A 15,611-nucleotide genomic window follows, 5' to 3' on the forward strand; every position below is an offset into this window, starting at 1 on the left:
TCCATTATGCGGTTGCGAAGTATGCGCTGAGGTGAGCTTTCAGCTCCTCAGGTGTTTTGCGTGGCGGACCATCAGAGCCACGCTGAATAAGTCTTGCTTCGGCCAGTACCTGTAGCTCCCGTGCTGGCTGGCCGCTGATTGCTTTTGTGAGAAGTTCTGCCAGTGTGCTGCCTGCAAGGACTGGTTCCTGAGCGAAGCTGGTAAGAGGCGGGTCGAAATGCTCGCACACAGGCAGGCCGTCGTAACCAATGACTGTGACGTCCTCACCAATCGTCAAACCATGGCGACGAATGATCTTGGTGACGCCGATGGCGATGGCATCGGTCATGCAGATGATAGCTGTTGGCGGACGGTCCTGATGCAGCAGTTGAAGCGCTGCCTGCTCCCCGCCCGGTTCATCCAAGGATGTTTCGACGATCAACTGCTCTTCAAAAGACAGGCCGGCTTCTTCCAGGCCTTGTTGGAACCCTTCAATACGCAGGCGGCTGAAGTTCATTTGCGGATTGGACATCACCAGCGCGATGCGGGTGTGGCCTTGCGCAATGACCTTTCTGGCTGCGGAATAGAACGCGGCGTGGTTGTCGATGTCGAACCATGGGTGTTCGCCTTCGCGGGCTGTACGGCCATGGCTGACAAACGGAAAACCCCGATCCAATAGATAGTCCACGCGTGGGTCGTTGGTGGCTGTTCTGGTAAGAACGAAGCCATCGACCTTTTGCGAGGAGATGAGGCGGCGGATTGCCAGCACAGCATCATCCATGGAGCTCGCCGTCGTCACCAGCAGGTCTTTATCGACTGCATTGAGTGCGCGGGTCATGCCGTCCAGAAACTCGGCTAGGAACGGGTCTGCCCCTTTGCCAGGCATGAGCGGCAGTACGATGCCGAAGGTGTCGACACGGCCACGCTTAAGATTGCGTGCTGTGGAGGAGGGGCGATAGCCCAGCTCTTCGACTGCTTTGAGGACGCGCTCGCGAGTTGCTTTGGAAATGTCCGTGTAGTTGTTCAGGACGCGGGACACGGTGCCCTTTGCAACGCCTACATGGCGTGCCACGTCTCCAATGGTCACAGATTTTCTCTGTTGCACATTCTGGTCAGTGATGCTCACAGAATTCCCACCCAATAGGTTGTCATCAGATCGCTCCCATTCATGATCTGATTTCATCTATGATGCTTACAAAACCGATTTTGGAAGTCAACAAAATCGGTTTTGTTAAGTCCGAAATCGGTTTTGGAAACCGAAACACAAGGTTTTTTGGAAAGAGGGTTTCGGGTGGTTTCGGTGAGCGAAACTTAGCCAGAAAAAAGTTTGGCAGGGCTGGGGACAACTTGATGCGGACCGGCTGGATGCGGCAAGCCAGAGTGATTTTGGTGTTGTGCAGAGGTTTTGAAAAGGACTCAGTGGTTCGGTTGAAGACTAGGCCAAAGAGCTAGGTTGCCCAATAGGTAAACTGGAAATAGCTTCTTTAAACGAAGTTAAATTGAAAGTGCCGGAGCCGGGAATGAGTGGAGCGCGACGAAGCTTTGCAGGTGTTGACTGTGCGGTTGCTCAAGCGATCGAGCAGATGGGGGATCCCTGGATCCTGCTTATCCTGAGGTGTCAGTTTCAGGGCATCAAGCGCTTTGATGACTTTCAGGGGCATTTGCAGATCTCCACCAGTGTACTGACAGATCGTTTGCGGCGTCTGGTGCAAGCGGGTTTGCTGCGCAAGGAGCAAGACCAGCAGGACAAGCGCGGAACGGTCTATCTGCTCACCGAGAAGGGCATGGACTTTTACCCGGTGATGATTGCGCTGCACCAATGGAGTGAGCGCTGGGAAGCCCGTGAAGGTGGGCCGAGGCTGGAACTGCTGGACAAGCAAAGCGGAGAGCCCGTGCGTGATGTCCGTGTGCTTTCGCAAGACTACAGAGAATTGAGTGCCCGGGATGTTCTGGCACTGGTTGATGACCAGAGTGGCGAGATGATGCAGGACATTCAGGAGAGATTGAAGCGCCGGAGAGGTGATGCTGCCTGATTTTGAGATCAAACAGGCAGCAGATTGAATTGTAAGGGAGTGTGTTTGAAATGGCTTTGCCGGATATTTTGAAGAATAAGTTGCGCCTGCCAGTTGTTGGCAGTCCTTTGTTTATCATCAGCAATCCAGACCTTGTGATTGCACAGTGTAAGGCAGGGATTGTTGGTTCCTTCCCGGCGCTTAATGCTCGCCCGCAGGAAAAGCTGGAAGAGTGGCTGATCCAGATTACGGAAGAGCTGGCAGCTTATGATGCGGCTAATCCTGACAAACCGTCAGCTCCGTTTGCTGTGAACCAGATTGTGCATCGCTCCAATGATCGTCTGCAGCATGATGTTGAGCTTTGCGTGAAGTACAAGGTGCCAATCGTGATTACCTCTCTTGGTGCGCGCCCAGAGGTGTTTGATGCGGTTCATTCTTACGGCGGTATCGTGCTGCATGACATCATTACCAACACCCATGCGCATAAGGCGGTTGAGAAGGGTGCTGATGGTCTGATTGCTGTTGCCGCTGGTGCTGGTGGCCATGCAGGTACAACATCGCCGTTTGCGCTTATTCAGGAAATCCGTGAGTGGTATGATGGCCCACTTCTGCTTTCAGGCAGTATCAGTACTGGCAAGTCTATTCTTGCATCACAGGTGATGGGTGCTGATCTGGCTTACATCGGGTCCGCCTTTATTGCGACTGAGGAAGCGAATGCTCAGCAGGCCTATAAGCAGATGATCGTTGATAGCGGTGCAGAGGATATCGTGTATTCCAATCTGTTTACCGGTGTGCATGGCAACTATCTGAAGCCATCCATCAAGCAAGCAGGCATGGATCCTAGTAATCTGCCAGAAGGCGATCTGAAGACCATGGACTTTCACAGTGCTGACAAGGGTAAGCCGAAGAGCTGGAAAGAGATCTGGGGCTGCGGCCAGGGCATTGGCGCGGTGAAAACCATTGGCAGCACTGGTGATCTGGTTGCTCGGTTGTCGTCAGAGTATGATGCGGCTCGCAAAGCGGTGACGGCGCAAGCTTCTACACTGGAGCCTGCTGAGTAAGCTGGTCTTGCGTATTAGGTTGCGTGTTAGCTCACAAGCCAGTTCGATATTGATACATATTACAAGGCTGCTGGGTTTGGCTCAGCAGCCTTTTCTTTCACATCTGTGCGGATGTTTCGTCCTTATCAGTGTCCTGCCATGATTTTGTTGGGGTGGGACCAAACAAGAAGGAAGAAAAATGCGTAACTTTTTGTGTCTCGGCCTTCTATTGGCCGTTCCTTTCATGGTTGCCTCTGAAGGCTATGCTCAGGGGAGTTCCAACCAGGTTACTCCGCCCATGACACAGTACTGTAATCGCGGTGATGTGCTGTATGCGGATGGAAGCAGTGCAGATGGCCCAATGCCGATGATCAAGTGCGGTCAGAACTCGCTGGTTTATCAACGCACCAACATGAGTTTTCCGCTGTCTGTGGTCTCTAATGGCAAGTTGTCCGTGGGCAATGCAAACGGTGCTTGTCAGAGTGCAAAAGCTGTTGGTGCGGATGCAATTGTCAGCAACATCCAGTCTCTTTGCAATACGACACTGTGGCCGAACTCTTGTGCTAAGTGTAATTGAGTATAAGATATATCACTAGTAGTATTGGTTGCTGCATGCCTAAAGTAATCAATACTACTTATCTTGTTGAGTTAATCTCACCAAATGCCGCGTAGTAATCAGTATTACACTTTTATAGGTATCGTGACACCTGATGGTCATATATGAGAAACTCTGTTGCATAAAAGGGGTGTATCTCTAGCGTTATATTGCTAGAATCGGGCAACTTGTGAAAGTTGATTTCAAAAATACACTTAAGCAAAATCAACAAGAATGGCTCAGGTCACATGCAACGAGAGCATTGGGGAAGTCGTATCGGCTTCATTCTGGCTGCTGCAGGTTCAGCGGTTGGACTAGGTAATATCTGGAAATTTCCATATTTGGTTGGCGCGGAAGGCGGCGGGGCGTTCCTCGTTGTCTATGTTGCGTTTTTGATCGCGATCGGCGTATGCGTGATGATCGCGGAGATTGCGCTGGGCCGTCAGGCTCAGGCCAATCCGTTCAGCGCGTTCAGACGTGTTGGTGGCGCAGGCTGGTCAATTTTTGGTCTCATGGCGGTTTTGACCGCGTTTCTTATTCTCTCGTTTTATTCCGTTGTTGGTGGCTGGACCATCGCCTACGTGGTTAAGACAATCACTGGCGGCTTCTCTGGCTATTCCGGTGCGGAATTTGAGGGACACTTTGGTGCGCTGGTGACAGATGCAGTTGAGCCGATCATTTATCACGCTGCCTTTATGGCGATTGGCGTGCTGATCGTGATCAACGGTATTACCGGCGGCATTGAAAAGGCATCGAAGATCATGATGCCTCTTTTGTTTGTTCTGCTGGCTTTGCTGGTTATCCGGTCTCTGACCCTTGATGGGGCAATGGCAGGTGTTGAGTACTTCCTCGTTCCTGACTGGTCTCACCTGAATGCGGACATGGTTGCCGCAGCTCTGGGGCAGGCGTTCTTCACGCTGTCTCTGGGTATGGGTGCTTTGATCACCTATGGTTCTTATCTGGGTAATAAAGAGAGCATTCCAAACGCAGCCCTTTGGGTTGTTGGTCTTGATCTTCTGGTCGCTGTTCTGGCTGGCTTCCTTATTCTTCCAGCGGTGTTTGCGTTCAACATGGATCCGGCTGCAGGCCCAGGACTGACCTTCATCACATTGCCAGCGATCTTTGCTGAGCTGCCGTTCGGTATGTTCATTCAGCTTTGCTTCTTCGTATTGCTGTTTGTGGCTGCGATCACCTCAGCGATTTCCTTGCTGCAGGTCGTGGTTGCGTTCATCTGCGAAGAGTTCAATGTTGGTCGTAAGGCGGCCACCATCTGGGTTGGCATTGTGATCTTCCTGTTTGGTGTTCCAAGTTCTCTGGCGCTGGGCGTGTGGGGCGATATCACGTTCTTCGAACTGAACATCTTTGACTTCCTTGGCTACCTCACTGACAACTACTTCTTGCCACTTGGCGCGATTGCGACCTGTCTGGTTGCTGGTTGGGTGAGCTATGACAAGTTTGCTGCCGAAGTGACCAATAACGGTGAACGTCCGTTTGCCTATCTGACAGCATGGAAGTGGATGTGCCGTGTGGTTGCACCGCTTGCGATCATCTGGGTGATGGTCCATTCCATCTTCGGAGCATAAAGCTTCACTCAAAGATAATGAAAAGGCCGCCAGTTTTGGTGGCCTTTTTTAATGCTGTTTTATGGTCATCCGTAGTTTGACTTAATCTGGGCCGGAAGAGGGAGGAGAATGTGCCTGTTGGGCATAGTCCCTTCACCCGAGATGGTCTTGATAAGGAACAGGGTTATGTTGAGGCAGCTGAAGCGCTATTGGGTGCATTCCATGAATGCCAGATTGCCGCGTGAGATGGTATGTCTGGACGAGGAAAAGCAGGCCAGGTATCGCAGTGTAAGGGGACGTTGGCCTCAGGAATAAGGCCTTATCACCGTCCCAACGAGAGAAAGAAGCACCGTTTGAGCGGTGCTTTTTTGTGTCTGAACTGTGTTGGTGCGGTGCGTGAGCAGAGCCTGCGACGAAAAAACTTGTGGGCTGCATGTGGTGGCAGGAAGTTGCGTTACTGTCGCGTGGTTAACGTAATAAATGGTATGATCAGCCAATATTTGTGTATTTTATGGTGATTTTTTCTGTTTGGTGGCGAGATATGGGCGTATGTGACTATATTTTGAATTCGCCCATTAAGTGCAACTGTCAAAAACGCATATTTTTTGAGGTAAGGGAAATTACCTGCGACAATCTGTCAGGTCAACAAGGCTAAAGATTTCATCAAAAGAGCTGGAACAACGAATTCATTTCAAGCTTTTGCGCTTGATTGAAACAAACCATCACATGTTGATTGGCAATAACAAAAAATGAAACGTGAGCAATGGGGAAGCCGCTTCGGCTTCATTATGGCTGCTGCAGGGTCTGCGGTCGGTCTTGGTAACATCTGGAAATTCCCATACCTGGCAGGCACACAGGGCGGTGGCGCCTTTCTGGTGGTCTATCTTGTCATCATGGCGACCATCGGCGCAGCGCTGATCATGGCAGAGATTGCCATTGGTCGTTCAGCGAAGATGAACCCTGTTGGTGCGTTCCGCGCGCTGGGTGGCCGCTTGTGGTCAGTTACGGGTGTGATTGGAGTGATCACGGGGTTCCTGATCCTATCCTTCTACTCCGTTGTTGGCGGCTGGACGATCGCGTATCTGGTGAAGAGTATCGCTGGGACCATTGAATCTGCACAGCCTGAGCTTCTGGAAGCCCAGTTTGGCGGGTTGGTCTCTGCTGTATGGGAGCCAATCTTCTATCACGGTGTGTTCATGGTGTTGACCATGGGGATCGTGATTGCAGGTGTTGCTCAAGGTATCGAGCGTTCCGTTAAAGTCCTGATGCCATTGCTGTTCATCCTCCTGATGGTTCTTGTGGTGCGCAGTGTGACCCTGCCGGGTGCCTGGGAAGGTATTGAGTTCTTCCTCGTTCCTGACTGGTCGCAGGTGAATGGCGAGATGTTGCGTGCAGCTCTTGGTCAGGCGTTCTTCAGCCTGTCGCTGGGTATGGGCGCGATGATCACCTACGGTTCTTATCTGGATAAGGATGCAGACATTCCGAATGCGTCTTGCTGGGTGGTATTCTTAGCAGCGCTGGTTGGTGTGCTGGGCGGCCTGCTGGTTCTGCCAGCTGTGTTTGCCTTCGGCATGGATCCAGGTGCTGGTCCGGGCCTCACCTTCATCACTCTGCCAGCTGTGTTTGGTGAGATGATTGGTGGCTATCTGTTCCAGATCATCTTCTTCGCCATGTTGCTGATTGCTGCTCTGACCTCTTCCATCTCTTTGTTGGCTATTCCGGTGGCTTACTTTGCAGAGGAATACGGCATTGAGCGCAAATGGTCTGCTATTGTGGTGGGCATTGTGATCTTCCTGATCGGCGTGCCATGTTCACTGGCTCTGGGTGTCTGGGGTGAGTACAAGCTGTTTGGCATGAACTTTTTTGACCTGATGGTCTATGCGGTTGACAACTACACCCTGCCAATCGGTGGTATTCTGACCTCGCTGTTTGCTGGTTGGGTTGTGCTTGAGAAGATGGGCAAAGAGTTGAGCAACGACGGATCTTTGACCTTCAAGTGGATGGGCGCCTTCACATGGATCATGCGGATTGTGGCTCCACTGGCTGTTGTCTGGGTGATGCTGAGCGGTTTGCTGGGCAGCTGATACAGCTGACATTTTTGAAAACAAAAAAACACCCCGATCAGAAATGGTCGGGGTGTTTGCGTAGGAGCTTCCAGTTAGAGATCAATGCTCGTCTTTTTTGTGGTGCTCTCTGGTGTGCTCTTTGTGATCATGCATTTTTGCGTGGTGGTGGCCATCGTCCGAATGACTTTTGCCTGGGCGGTGCTTGTGTGGGTGTTTGTGGCCCTCCGGATCACCACCATGCTGGGTTTCCGGATGGCTTTTCTGGCCGCGCTCATATTCTTGCCGATCTTTATCATGCTTGTGCTCATGATCGTCGTCATAGCGCCGCGCCATTTTTTCCTTGGTGTGGGCTGATGTATTCTGTTGTTTTTCTGTCATCATTTCCCCGCAAGACTAATTCATAGATGGTTCTAGCATACTGGTGTTTTCTAGCCTGAATGCTATGTGATGGCAGTTATTGAAGGCTGATAGACGGCTCTAAACATCGACTAAAATGCAGGGGTTGTGCCAAAAAAAAAGGGCTGCGTGTGGCAGCCCTTTCGGTGTTTAGTTGGTTCCTGATCTATCCGTTTTTTGGAGCGGTGAAGACTTTGACTTCTGGCAGTTCACCCTCAAATTTCTCAAAGTCCGCGATGACGGTGTGACCGCAGTTGCCCTGTGCCAGCTTGGAGGTGCCAAGGTCTGGTGTAAGGGTGTTAACGTCACCATAGGCGCAGAGACTGCCGACTTTGCCGCCTTCGACAGGATCGTACCAAGCACCTTCGTAAAGGCGAATGACGCTTGGCATGATGTCTTCGCTGACGATTGCGCCAGCCAGTGTCTGGCCACGATCATTGAAGATGCGGATGACGTCACCGGACTTGATGCCACGAGCTTCTGCGTCTTTTGGGTTGATCATGCATGGCTCGCGGTCTGCAACTGCATAGCCTTCACGAAGGACTGTTCCGCAGAGCTGAGAGTGCAAGCGATCGTTTGGATGGCCTGTGTTGACGTGAACCGGGAACTTAGCATCCGGTCCATCGAGGCGTTCGAGCGGTTCCATCCACATTGGGTGTGGAGGACAGTCGTCGTAACCCATTTTCTCGATGTTTTTGGAGTAAATCTCGATCTTGCCAGTTGGAGTGCCCAGCGGTTCCAGAAGAGGATCTTCGCGGAAGTCGGCGTAGCGGACATATTCCTTCGCTGCCTGTGAGACGGGATGAACGACGATGCCGTCTTCCCAGAACTTCTCGAACTCAGGCATTTCAAGGTTCTTGCTTGCTGCCTGTTTTTGAGCCTGTTCGTAGTAGTGACGGACCCAGTCCATTTCGTCACGACCATCTGTGTAGGCATCTTTGTTGCCAAGGCGGTCTGCCAGATCAACAAAGATGTCGTATTCACTGCGTGCTTCAAAGACCGGATCAACGATCTTCTTCATCGCTACAGTTGCTTTGTTGGAATAAGAGCCCATTGCTTCGATGTCATTGCGCTCATAGGCAGAAGCTGCCGGAAGAACGATGTCTGCGAAGCGTGCTGTTGCTGTCCACTGGTAGTCCTGAACGATCACTGTTTCCAGTTTCTGCCAGGCCTTGATCATGCGGTTACGGTCTTGATGGTGATGGAATGGGTTGCCACCAGCCCAGTAAGCAATCTTGATATCCGGGAAGGTATAGCGGGTGCCGTTGAAGTCGTATTCCTCGCCCGGACGCTCCAGCATTTCAACAACGCGTGCCACAGGAATGGAGACAGAGCCTTCCATTGCGCCGCCATCGTTCATGCCAGACAGGGCAGGGCCGTCGGAGGTTGGTGTGCCGCCGTTGGAGTAGTGATAGGAGAGACCGAAGCCGCCGCCTGGCAGGCCGATCTGACCCAGCATGGAAGCCAGTGTGACCAGCATCCAATGTGGTTGTTCGCCGTGGTGCTGACGTTGCAGGGACCAGCCGCTGGTGAGCATAGTGCGGTTGCCCATGAACAGGCGTGCCAGTTCCTTGATCTTATCTGTCGGGACACCGCAGATTTCTGAGGCCCATTCAGCAGATTTTGGTGTCTGATCTGTCTCACCAGTCAGATATGGCAGGAACTTTTCGAAACCTGCGGTGTACTCGTCCATGAAGTCGACATCGTACAGCTCTTCAACAAAGAGTGTGTGTGCCATGCCGAGCATCAAAGCCACATCGGTTTGTGGTTTGACCTGCACCCATTCTGCATCCATGAACTCTGCGGTTTTGGATTTCAGTGGGTCGATACAAATGACTTTCTTGCCGGTCTTTTTGAACTCTTCAAGGTAGGTGTAGCTGTCATGGTCTGCGATCAGCCAGTCGATCTGGTTGGTCTTGATTGGGTCTGCACCCCAAACGACCAGTACTTCTGTGTTGTCGACAACAACAGGCCAGACTGTCTGCTGTTCGTAGACTTCCAGCGTGCCCATAACATGCGGCATGATCACCTGAGAGGCGCCGGTTGAGTAGTCGCCTGTGTGAGTCACGTTTGGCATTTGCAGGCCGCGGTTGATCAGACGGCGCAACAGGCTGCGGCTGTTATGGATTTTGCCAGCGCTCTTCCAGCCATAAGTGCCGGTGAAGACGCTACGTGGGCCGTGAGTTGCTTTGGCGTATTTGAGTTCTTGTGCAACAAGGTCGAGCGCTTTGTCCCAGCTGACGCGCACAAAATCGTTGCTGCCACGGTCTTCAACGTCTGCACCACGGCCTTTTTCAAGGTAGGCACGGCGGACCATTGGATATTTGATGCGGGATGGTGAGTAGACGGAGTCCATGACACCAGCCAGCTGATGACTAGGATGCGGATCCTGCTCCCAAGGCTTAACTTCGGTCCAGCGTCCATCTTTGACCACTGCACGGAATGCACCCCAGTGACAACCGGAGAGAACTTCTCCGTTGACGGCTGCTTGTGCAAAGCGTGGTGAGAAGATGGATGGAGCCAATACACCCAGAGCGCCCAGTGCGGATGCGCCTTTCAGGAAACTACGGCGAGACGTATAGTTTGCAATGATTTTCGACATCTCTGCTGTCCTTTTATTTTGGCAGACAATCGATGAGTTGAGCGAGTTGCTCGATGAAAACAGCCTGTTTTCTCTTGAGATTCACCGTAGTCACTGCGTGTAAACGTGGTTCGCGCGTTGATTGAACGGGATGTAAAATCGAGTAAACAGGTTGTAAATGGAGTTGGTCAGGTGGTGGTCTTTGCCTCATTCAAGCGAGCAAGATCCATGGCAAGCCAGGCGCTGAGGGTATTGGCCAGTTCTTTGTAAAAATCTGACTTGTCAAAGCGCTTACAGCTCTCGCAAAAAGAGGGCACCCAGTTCAGAAGATGGTTCGAGAGGAACCGGATCTGGTTATGATGTGAGGTGTATGCGGTCTCATGATCGCCATTGGCTTCTGCCAGAGCTTCGCGGTCGATGTACTCTGCCAGTACGTTGAGTTGAACGCCGAGGTGATCGGCGGGTTCTTTCATTGAATTCTCAATGGAGATACCCAGATCCTGAAGGATCTTGTTCATGTCTGCTGTTGGTTTTTGGAAGAGCGTGCCTTTTTCGTTGTAATAGGCGGACTCGTAAGGAGGGGCAGAGTGTTGACCGCCAACACCCAGAAACAGACGAGAATATGCAGTTGCCAGATCGAGCACCTTGCTTTGATAACTCTCAACGGGAAGCTCTGTCAGCTTGGTAAGCTCACCCGTAAATGATGTGAGTGCCGGTGCTTGTGAGAAGACATCCAGAAGCGCCCGTCCTTCTGGAGAGCTGTAGCTCTCCAGAGTTTCGATTTTCACTTCACTGGTGAAGAAACTTGCCAGCCAGCGGTAGACCAGAGATCTGTCGCTGTTGGAAAGAGTGATGGTTTCGTGCTTACCCATGAGTTTCACTCCCACCCGTGTCTTTTGCGTTGAGTTGCAGGTACTTCTGCAGAATGCGGTATTGTTCTTTGTCCAGTGATATGAAGCGCTTCATGGCTTTGAGAGAACCGATCCACTGGTTGGCAAGGAAATGTTCTGGATCGCGCAGGCCATGGCATGTTGAGCAGGCGGCACTGTACATTTCCCTGGTGTAGGTCCAGAGCTGATCTCCGTTTGAAATTAGATTTTCCTTTGAGACCCAAGTGTCGATCTGTACCTGATGCCAGGTGAGTTCAGTGTCTGGATCCACCTCGGTTTTTAGGCGTTTGATTTTATCGATGACCTTTTTACCGACAGTGGCAGAGAAGATGCGCTGGCCTCGGAGGGCATAGATCACGCGGTCCACCTGATCTTGCTGCCAACCGGCGATGCGCACTTTGAGAAGATCACCGCTACGTTCCAGAACAGTGACGTCAGTTCCGCCCAGAACACGGCCATCACTTTTGCCGTTGCTTTCCGCTTTTGACTGTTCAACGAAGAAAGGTTTGCTGGTGATGGCGTACAGATGATCTGCGCTTGCACCTTCGCTTACTGACAGGGCTTTGAGCTCGTCATACAAAACTTTGTAGCCCTGAGACATGTCTGGCAGTTTGTGGGCAATGCCTTTGTGACAGGAGATGCAGGTCTCGCCGTCCTTGAAACCCTTCTGCATGGTTTCAGAGGCTTTGGGATGCTGCTTGGCGAAGTCCATGGAAGCTTGCTTGTGGCAGTTGCGGCACTGCTGGGAGTCGTTGGCTTCCATCTCTGCCCAGACACTCTTGGCCATGGTCAGGCGATGGGCTTCAAATTTCTCCTTGGTATCGATCTTACCAGTGAGCTTGGAGTAGACCTCTTTGGCAGCTTCGATCTTGCGAATGATCTTTGGGTAAGTTTCTTTGGGTACGTGGCAATCTGAACAGACTGCCTGAACACCGGATGCATTCGAGAAGTGCGGAGATTTCTTGTACTCCTCGTAGACCGTGCTGCGCATTTCATGACACGAGACGCAAAACTCCAGAGTGTTGGTGTAGTCCATTGCGGTATGGAAGCCGCCCCAGAACACGACGCCACCTGCAAATGTGCCGAACAGTAATAAGCTTATTGGAAATATTGCGGTTTTCGTCCGCAGGAGTCGCCAGATATTCATCTTCTATCTCTTTTGCACTCTCGGACAAGTCGGTCCGTTCAATGCTCAGAGAATTAGACTAAGGTTGTAAATAGCGTTTGGAGGAAATATGAACGGGGTGTAGAATGGTGTAAACATGATGTAAACACACAAGCCGACAACAAGCATATGACAAATAAGGCACATATACTGGTCGTTGATGATGACCTGACCAGCCGCGTGGCACTTTCCGGATATTTTGAGACCGAAGGATACCGTGTTTCTGAGGCAGAAGACGGCGCGCAAATGCGCTCGGTTTTTGCTGGTGGTGATGTGGACCTGATTATGCTTGATATTCGTCTGCCAGATGATGATGGCCTAACGCTTTTGAAGGACGTGCGAAAGAAGTCTGACGTCGGGATCATCATGGTGACAGGCCGGACGGACGATGTGGACCGGATTGTTGCGCTTGAAATGGAAGCAGACGACTATGTGATCAAGCCGTTCAACCCGCGTGAACTGTTGGCACGTTCCAAAAATTTGCTGCGCCGGGTGAGGGCAGGGCGGGTGCCTGTCGCTGTTGATGAGCGCGTGTTGAGTTTCTCAGGCTGGGTTCTGGACTTGGATAAGCGCGGGCTTCAGTCTCCCGAGGGGGAGGATGTTCGTTTGACGCGCGGCGAGTTTGAGTTGCTCTCTGCGCTGGTTGAGAACAAAGGCCGTGTACTCACCCGTGATAATCTGCTGGATCACCTGAACCACCGGGAATGGGATCCAAGTGACCGTACTGTTGACGTGCTGATTGGCCGGTTGCGCCGTAAAATTGAAACGAACCCCAAAGACCCGACTTTGATCATGACCGTGCATGGTGTGGGCTACGTGTTTACTGGCGCGTACTGAAGGCGCTTATGGGCTTGCCGACGTTTTCGTCAGGCAACTGAGCCAGGTTTCGTTCAACTTGTGCTTTGAGGCTGTATAGGTCACCTCCAGAGCGCTGAAGATCTCCATAGTTTTGTGTTTCTCCTCGTTTTGAGCTGCGTGTTCCAACTGCTCTGCGAGATCGGCGGTGTGAATGAGACCCACATTATGTGAGGCGCCTTTCATACTGTGCGCTTTGTCTCTGATCTTGGAGAAGTTTTGGGTTGCGATGTGGTTTCGTAGCTCTGGAATGATGAAGCGCGATGTTTGCATATATGCATCGACAATGCGTTTAGCGCGGACTTCTCCCAACATCTCGAAATGACCACGTAACACTGTTATATCAATGAGTTCTGTGGGTTGTTCCTGCAATGTCTGTCTGGATTTACGTGCAAACATGGCTCTGTCGGAGAGGCAGGAGGCGATGGCATCCTCAAGGTCCTCTTGGGAATACGGCTTGCCAAGGAACCCATCGGCACCAGCAGTGAAGCTCTTCTCGATATCAGCCAGGAAGATGCAGGCGCTTTGTACGATAACGGGAATGTTGGAAATGTGGTGGTAATGAGAGGCTCGGATGCGGGCGATTGTATCTGTGCCGCTCAAACCAGGCATACGGTTATCCATGAACACCAAATCGAAACGGTGTTCGTGCAACTGGGTCAATGCGTCTTCACCGCTGCCGACTGTGCTACATTCATGCCCTGCCTTTTCTAGGAAGCCTTCAGTGACCAACTGATTGACCTTGTTGTCTTCAACAAGCAAGATTTTCAACTTCTTTGGCTTCCAGGTTTCCTGCTTATCTTCAATGACGCTGACAGTTTGGTCCGCTTCGTAAAACGGAATGGTGAAGTGGAAGCTAGCGCCCTGAGTTTGATTAGATCGACAACCGATTTCACCACCCATCGCGTTGACCAGGCGTTTTGAGATTGCAAGACCGAGACCAGTTCCTCCAAACAAGCGATTGATTGCGGCGTTTTGCTGTACAAATGGTTCAAACAGGTAGCTGTGATCTCCGGTGGGCAGACCCACTCCAGTATCCGTCACCATGATCTGAAGACATCTTGCCTGTCGGATCTTGCTTTCAGGAATATGCACGCCGATGGTGATGGAACCTTTACTGGTAAACTTGATGGCATTGCTGACGAAATTCAACAGGATCTGCCTGATCTTGGTGGGATCAGCCCGCAGTATCTCTGGGACCTGCGGATGTACCTCTATGTGAAGCTGTAGTCCTTTGGTTTCAGCGTCTTGTTGGGTGAGGTCAACAACTTGTTTGATGACTTGCCTGATCTTGAAATCAACAGCCTCCAGCTCCAGCGAGCCTGCTTCCACCTTGGAGTAATCCAGTACATCATTGAGGATTGATCGCAGCATTTCGCCGGAGGAGATGATGCCATCCAGATAGCGGTGCTGTTCTGGCTTGAGGCTCGTGTCCTTGAGGAGGTCGGCTAGTCCCAGCACTCCGTTCAGAGGTGTTCTGATTTCGTGGCTCATGGAAGCAAGAAAGGTGGACTTGGCGCTATTCGCGGCTTCAGCTTCTTCCTTGGCTTTTTTATGGTCGGTGACATCATTGAGGATGAGGATCATCCCGGGAAACTTGCGGCTGAAGTCGACGATATGTTGGGCGCGGATATCAAAAACGCGTGGTCCTATCGCGGTGTCCAGCGTGATGTCTGTATAGCAGCTTTCCAGCTTCTGCGGCAGATAAGGCAGTAGTTGGTTTGTCAGCAGCTCACGTGTGGCTGCATTGACGTACTTGATCTTGGTGTTTTGCAACCCGCAAAAAACAGCCTGAGCAGCATAGTTGAGGTCATTGACCTGACCACTTTCGTCCATCAATACGATTGGGTCGCTCAGGCTTTCCAGGATGGTAAGATACTTGTTCTTCTCATTGGTGATACGGCGGTTTTCTTCATAAGCCTCGTGCAGTTTTTTATCTTCTGCAACGCCACTCCATTCCGTCGAAAACCCAAGTTCCATGAAATCGAAATAGCGCAGTAAGTAGGCGCGATATCTGGCACAATCTACCTCTGAAAACCCTTGTGTTTCCAGCAGGTCCAGATAGGCGCTGCGGTAGTACTTTGTCAGACCCAAGAAGTAGCCCAGTGTTACACCTCTGGATCGATGGCTCTTGGCTTGCTCTACGCCAAATGCAGCGAAGGGGTGGCTGGAGAAATCGGAGCTGACATCAATTTCAGGCGGTGTGTCATAAGACTCCATCGCTTTGATAATGGATTTTGAGAGGCCTTCAACTGATATGCGCCATGCCTCCCGCAGTGTGGCTGTGTACTGCGTGTAACCCTGACTTTTGGCATAAAAGAATATGCGATCTATGAGGGTGTTTTCATTTTGTAAAATCAGATTTCGCAACACATGCATGATTGCCTCCGTCTTGCTTTCAGGCATGATACGAAGGGAAGGGACGGTCAAATTAAAACTGCCGTGCTACGTGTTGGGGTGTACGCAGCAC

The 15,611-nt window shown here is 51.4% G+C and carries 12 protein-coding genes; 7 read left to right on the forward strand and 5 right to left on the reverse strand.

Annotated elements, in window-relative coordinates; translation table 11 throughout:
• Window positions 1–4: 4 nt before the first annotated feature.
• A complete protein-coding gene (locus DHN43_RS08560) occupies window positions 5–1,162 on the reverse strand; it encodes a substrate-binding domain-containing protein (protein ID WP_208989062.1) in 1,158 nt (385 codons plus the stop codon).
• A 337-nt stretch (window positions 1,163–1,499) separates the two neighbouring features.
• Here DHN43_RS08560 and DHN43_RS08570 point away from each other — a divergent pair, with 337 nt between their 5' ends.
• The 6 genes from DHN43_RS08570 to DHN43_RS27210 all read left to right on the forward strand — a co-directional run bounded on the left by DHN43_RS08570 (window position 1,500) and on the right by DHN43_RS27210 (window position 7,608).
• Entirely contained in the window at window positions 1,500–2,012 is a 513-nt protein-coding gene (locus DHN43_RS08570; RefSeq protein ID WP_057462497.1) for a winged helix-turn-helix transcriptional regulator, read from the forward strand.
• Between the two features lie 50 nt (window positions 2,013–2,062).
• Complete coding sequence (locus DHN43_RS08575) at window positions 2,063–3,052, forward strand: NAD(P)H-dependent flavin oxidoreductase (RefSeq protein WP_199914787.1); 990 nt, start codon at window positions 2,063–2,065, stop codon at window positions 3,050–3,052.
• Window positions 3,053–3,230: 178 nt separating this feature from the next.
• Window positions 3,231–3,608 (forward strand): hypothetical protein, encoded by a 378-nt coding sequence (locus DHN43_RS08580; RefSeq protein ID WP_063307898.1) that lies wholly within the window; start codon window positions 3,231–3,233, stop codon window positions 3,606–3,608.
• 266 nt (window positions 3,609–3,874) lie between these two features.
• Window positions 3,875–5,209 (forward strand): sodium-dependent transporter, encoded by a 1,335-nt coding sequence (locus tag DHN43_RS08585; protein ID WP_108818321.1) that lies wholly within the window; start codon window positions 3,875–3,877, stop codon window positions 5,207–5,209.
• A gap of 728 nt (window positions 5,210–5,937) precedes the next feature.
• Entirely contained in the window at window positions 5,938–7,272 is a 1,335-nt protein-coding gene (locus DHN43_RS08590) for a sodium-dependent transporter (protein WP_057462493.1), read from the forward strand.
• Window positions 7,273–7,356: 84 nt separating this feature from the next.
• Window positions 7,357–7,608, forward strand: coding sequence for a hypothetical protein (locus DHN43_RS27210; protein ID WP_199914788.1), 252 nt, complete (start codon window positions 7,357–7,359; stop codon window positions 7,606–7,608).
• A 208-nt stretch (window positions 7,609–7,816) separates the two neighbouring features.
• Here the strand turns inward: DHN43_RS27210 and torA are convergent, their stop codons facing one another.
• The 3 genes from torA to DHN43_RS08610 all read right to left on the reverse strand — a co-directional run bounded on the left by torA (window position 7,817) and on the right by DHN43_RS08610 (window position 12,268).
• On the reverse strand, window positions 7,817–10,252 hold the full coding sequence (torA, locus tag DHN43_RS08600) for a trimethylamine-N-oxide reductase TorA (protein ID WP_108818322.1): 2,436 nt from the start codon (window positions 10,250–10,252) through the stop codon (window positions 7,817–7,819).
• A 167-nt stretch (window positions 10,253–10,419) separates the two neighbouring features.
• Entirely contained in the window at window positions 10,420–11,103 is a 684-nt protein-coding gene (torD, locus tag DHN43_RS08605; protein WP_108818323.1) for a molecular chaperone TorD, read from the reverse strand.
• Window positions 11,096–12,268 (reverse strand): NapC/NirT family cytochrome c, encoded by a 1,173-nt coding sequence (locus tag DHN43_RS08610; RefSeq protein ID WP_108818324.1) that lies wholly within the window; start codon window positions 12,266–12,268, stop codon window positions 11,096–11,098. Before DHN43_RS08610 ends, torD begins: the two co-directional genes overlap by 8 nt.
• A gap of 147 nt (window positions 12,269–12,415) precedes the next feature.
• Between DHN43_RS08610 and DHN43_RS08615 the strand changes: the two genes are divergently transcribed.
• Window positions 12,416–13,123 (forward strand): response regulator, encoded by a 708-nt coding sequence (locus DHN43_RS08615; RefSeq protein ID WP_108818325.1) that lies wholly within the window; start codon window positions 12,416–12,418, stop codon window positions 13,121–13,123.
• Window positions 13,124–13,129: 6 nt separating this feature from the next.
• Here the strand turns inward: DHN43_RS08615 and DHN43_RS08620 are convergent, their stop codons facing one another.
• Window positions 13,130–15,520, reverse strand: a complete 2,391-nt coding sequence (locus tag DHN43_RS08620) for an ATP-binding protein (RefSeq protein WP_108818326.1) — start codon at window positions 15,518–15,520, stop codon at window positions 13,130–13,132.
• Window positions 15,521–15,611: the final 91 nt, after the last annotated feature.

This window comes from Pseudovibrio sp. Alg231-02 (assembly GCF_900143565.1).
Classification (GTDB): Bacteria; Pseudomonadota; Alphaproteobacteria; order Rhizobiales; family Stappiaceae; genus Pseudovibrio.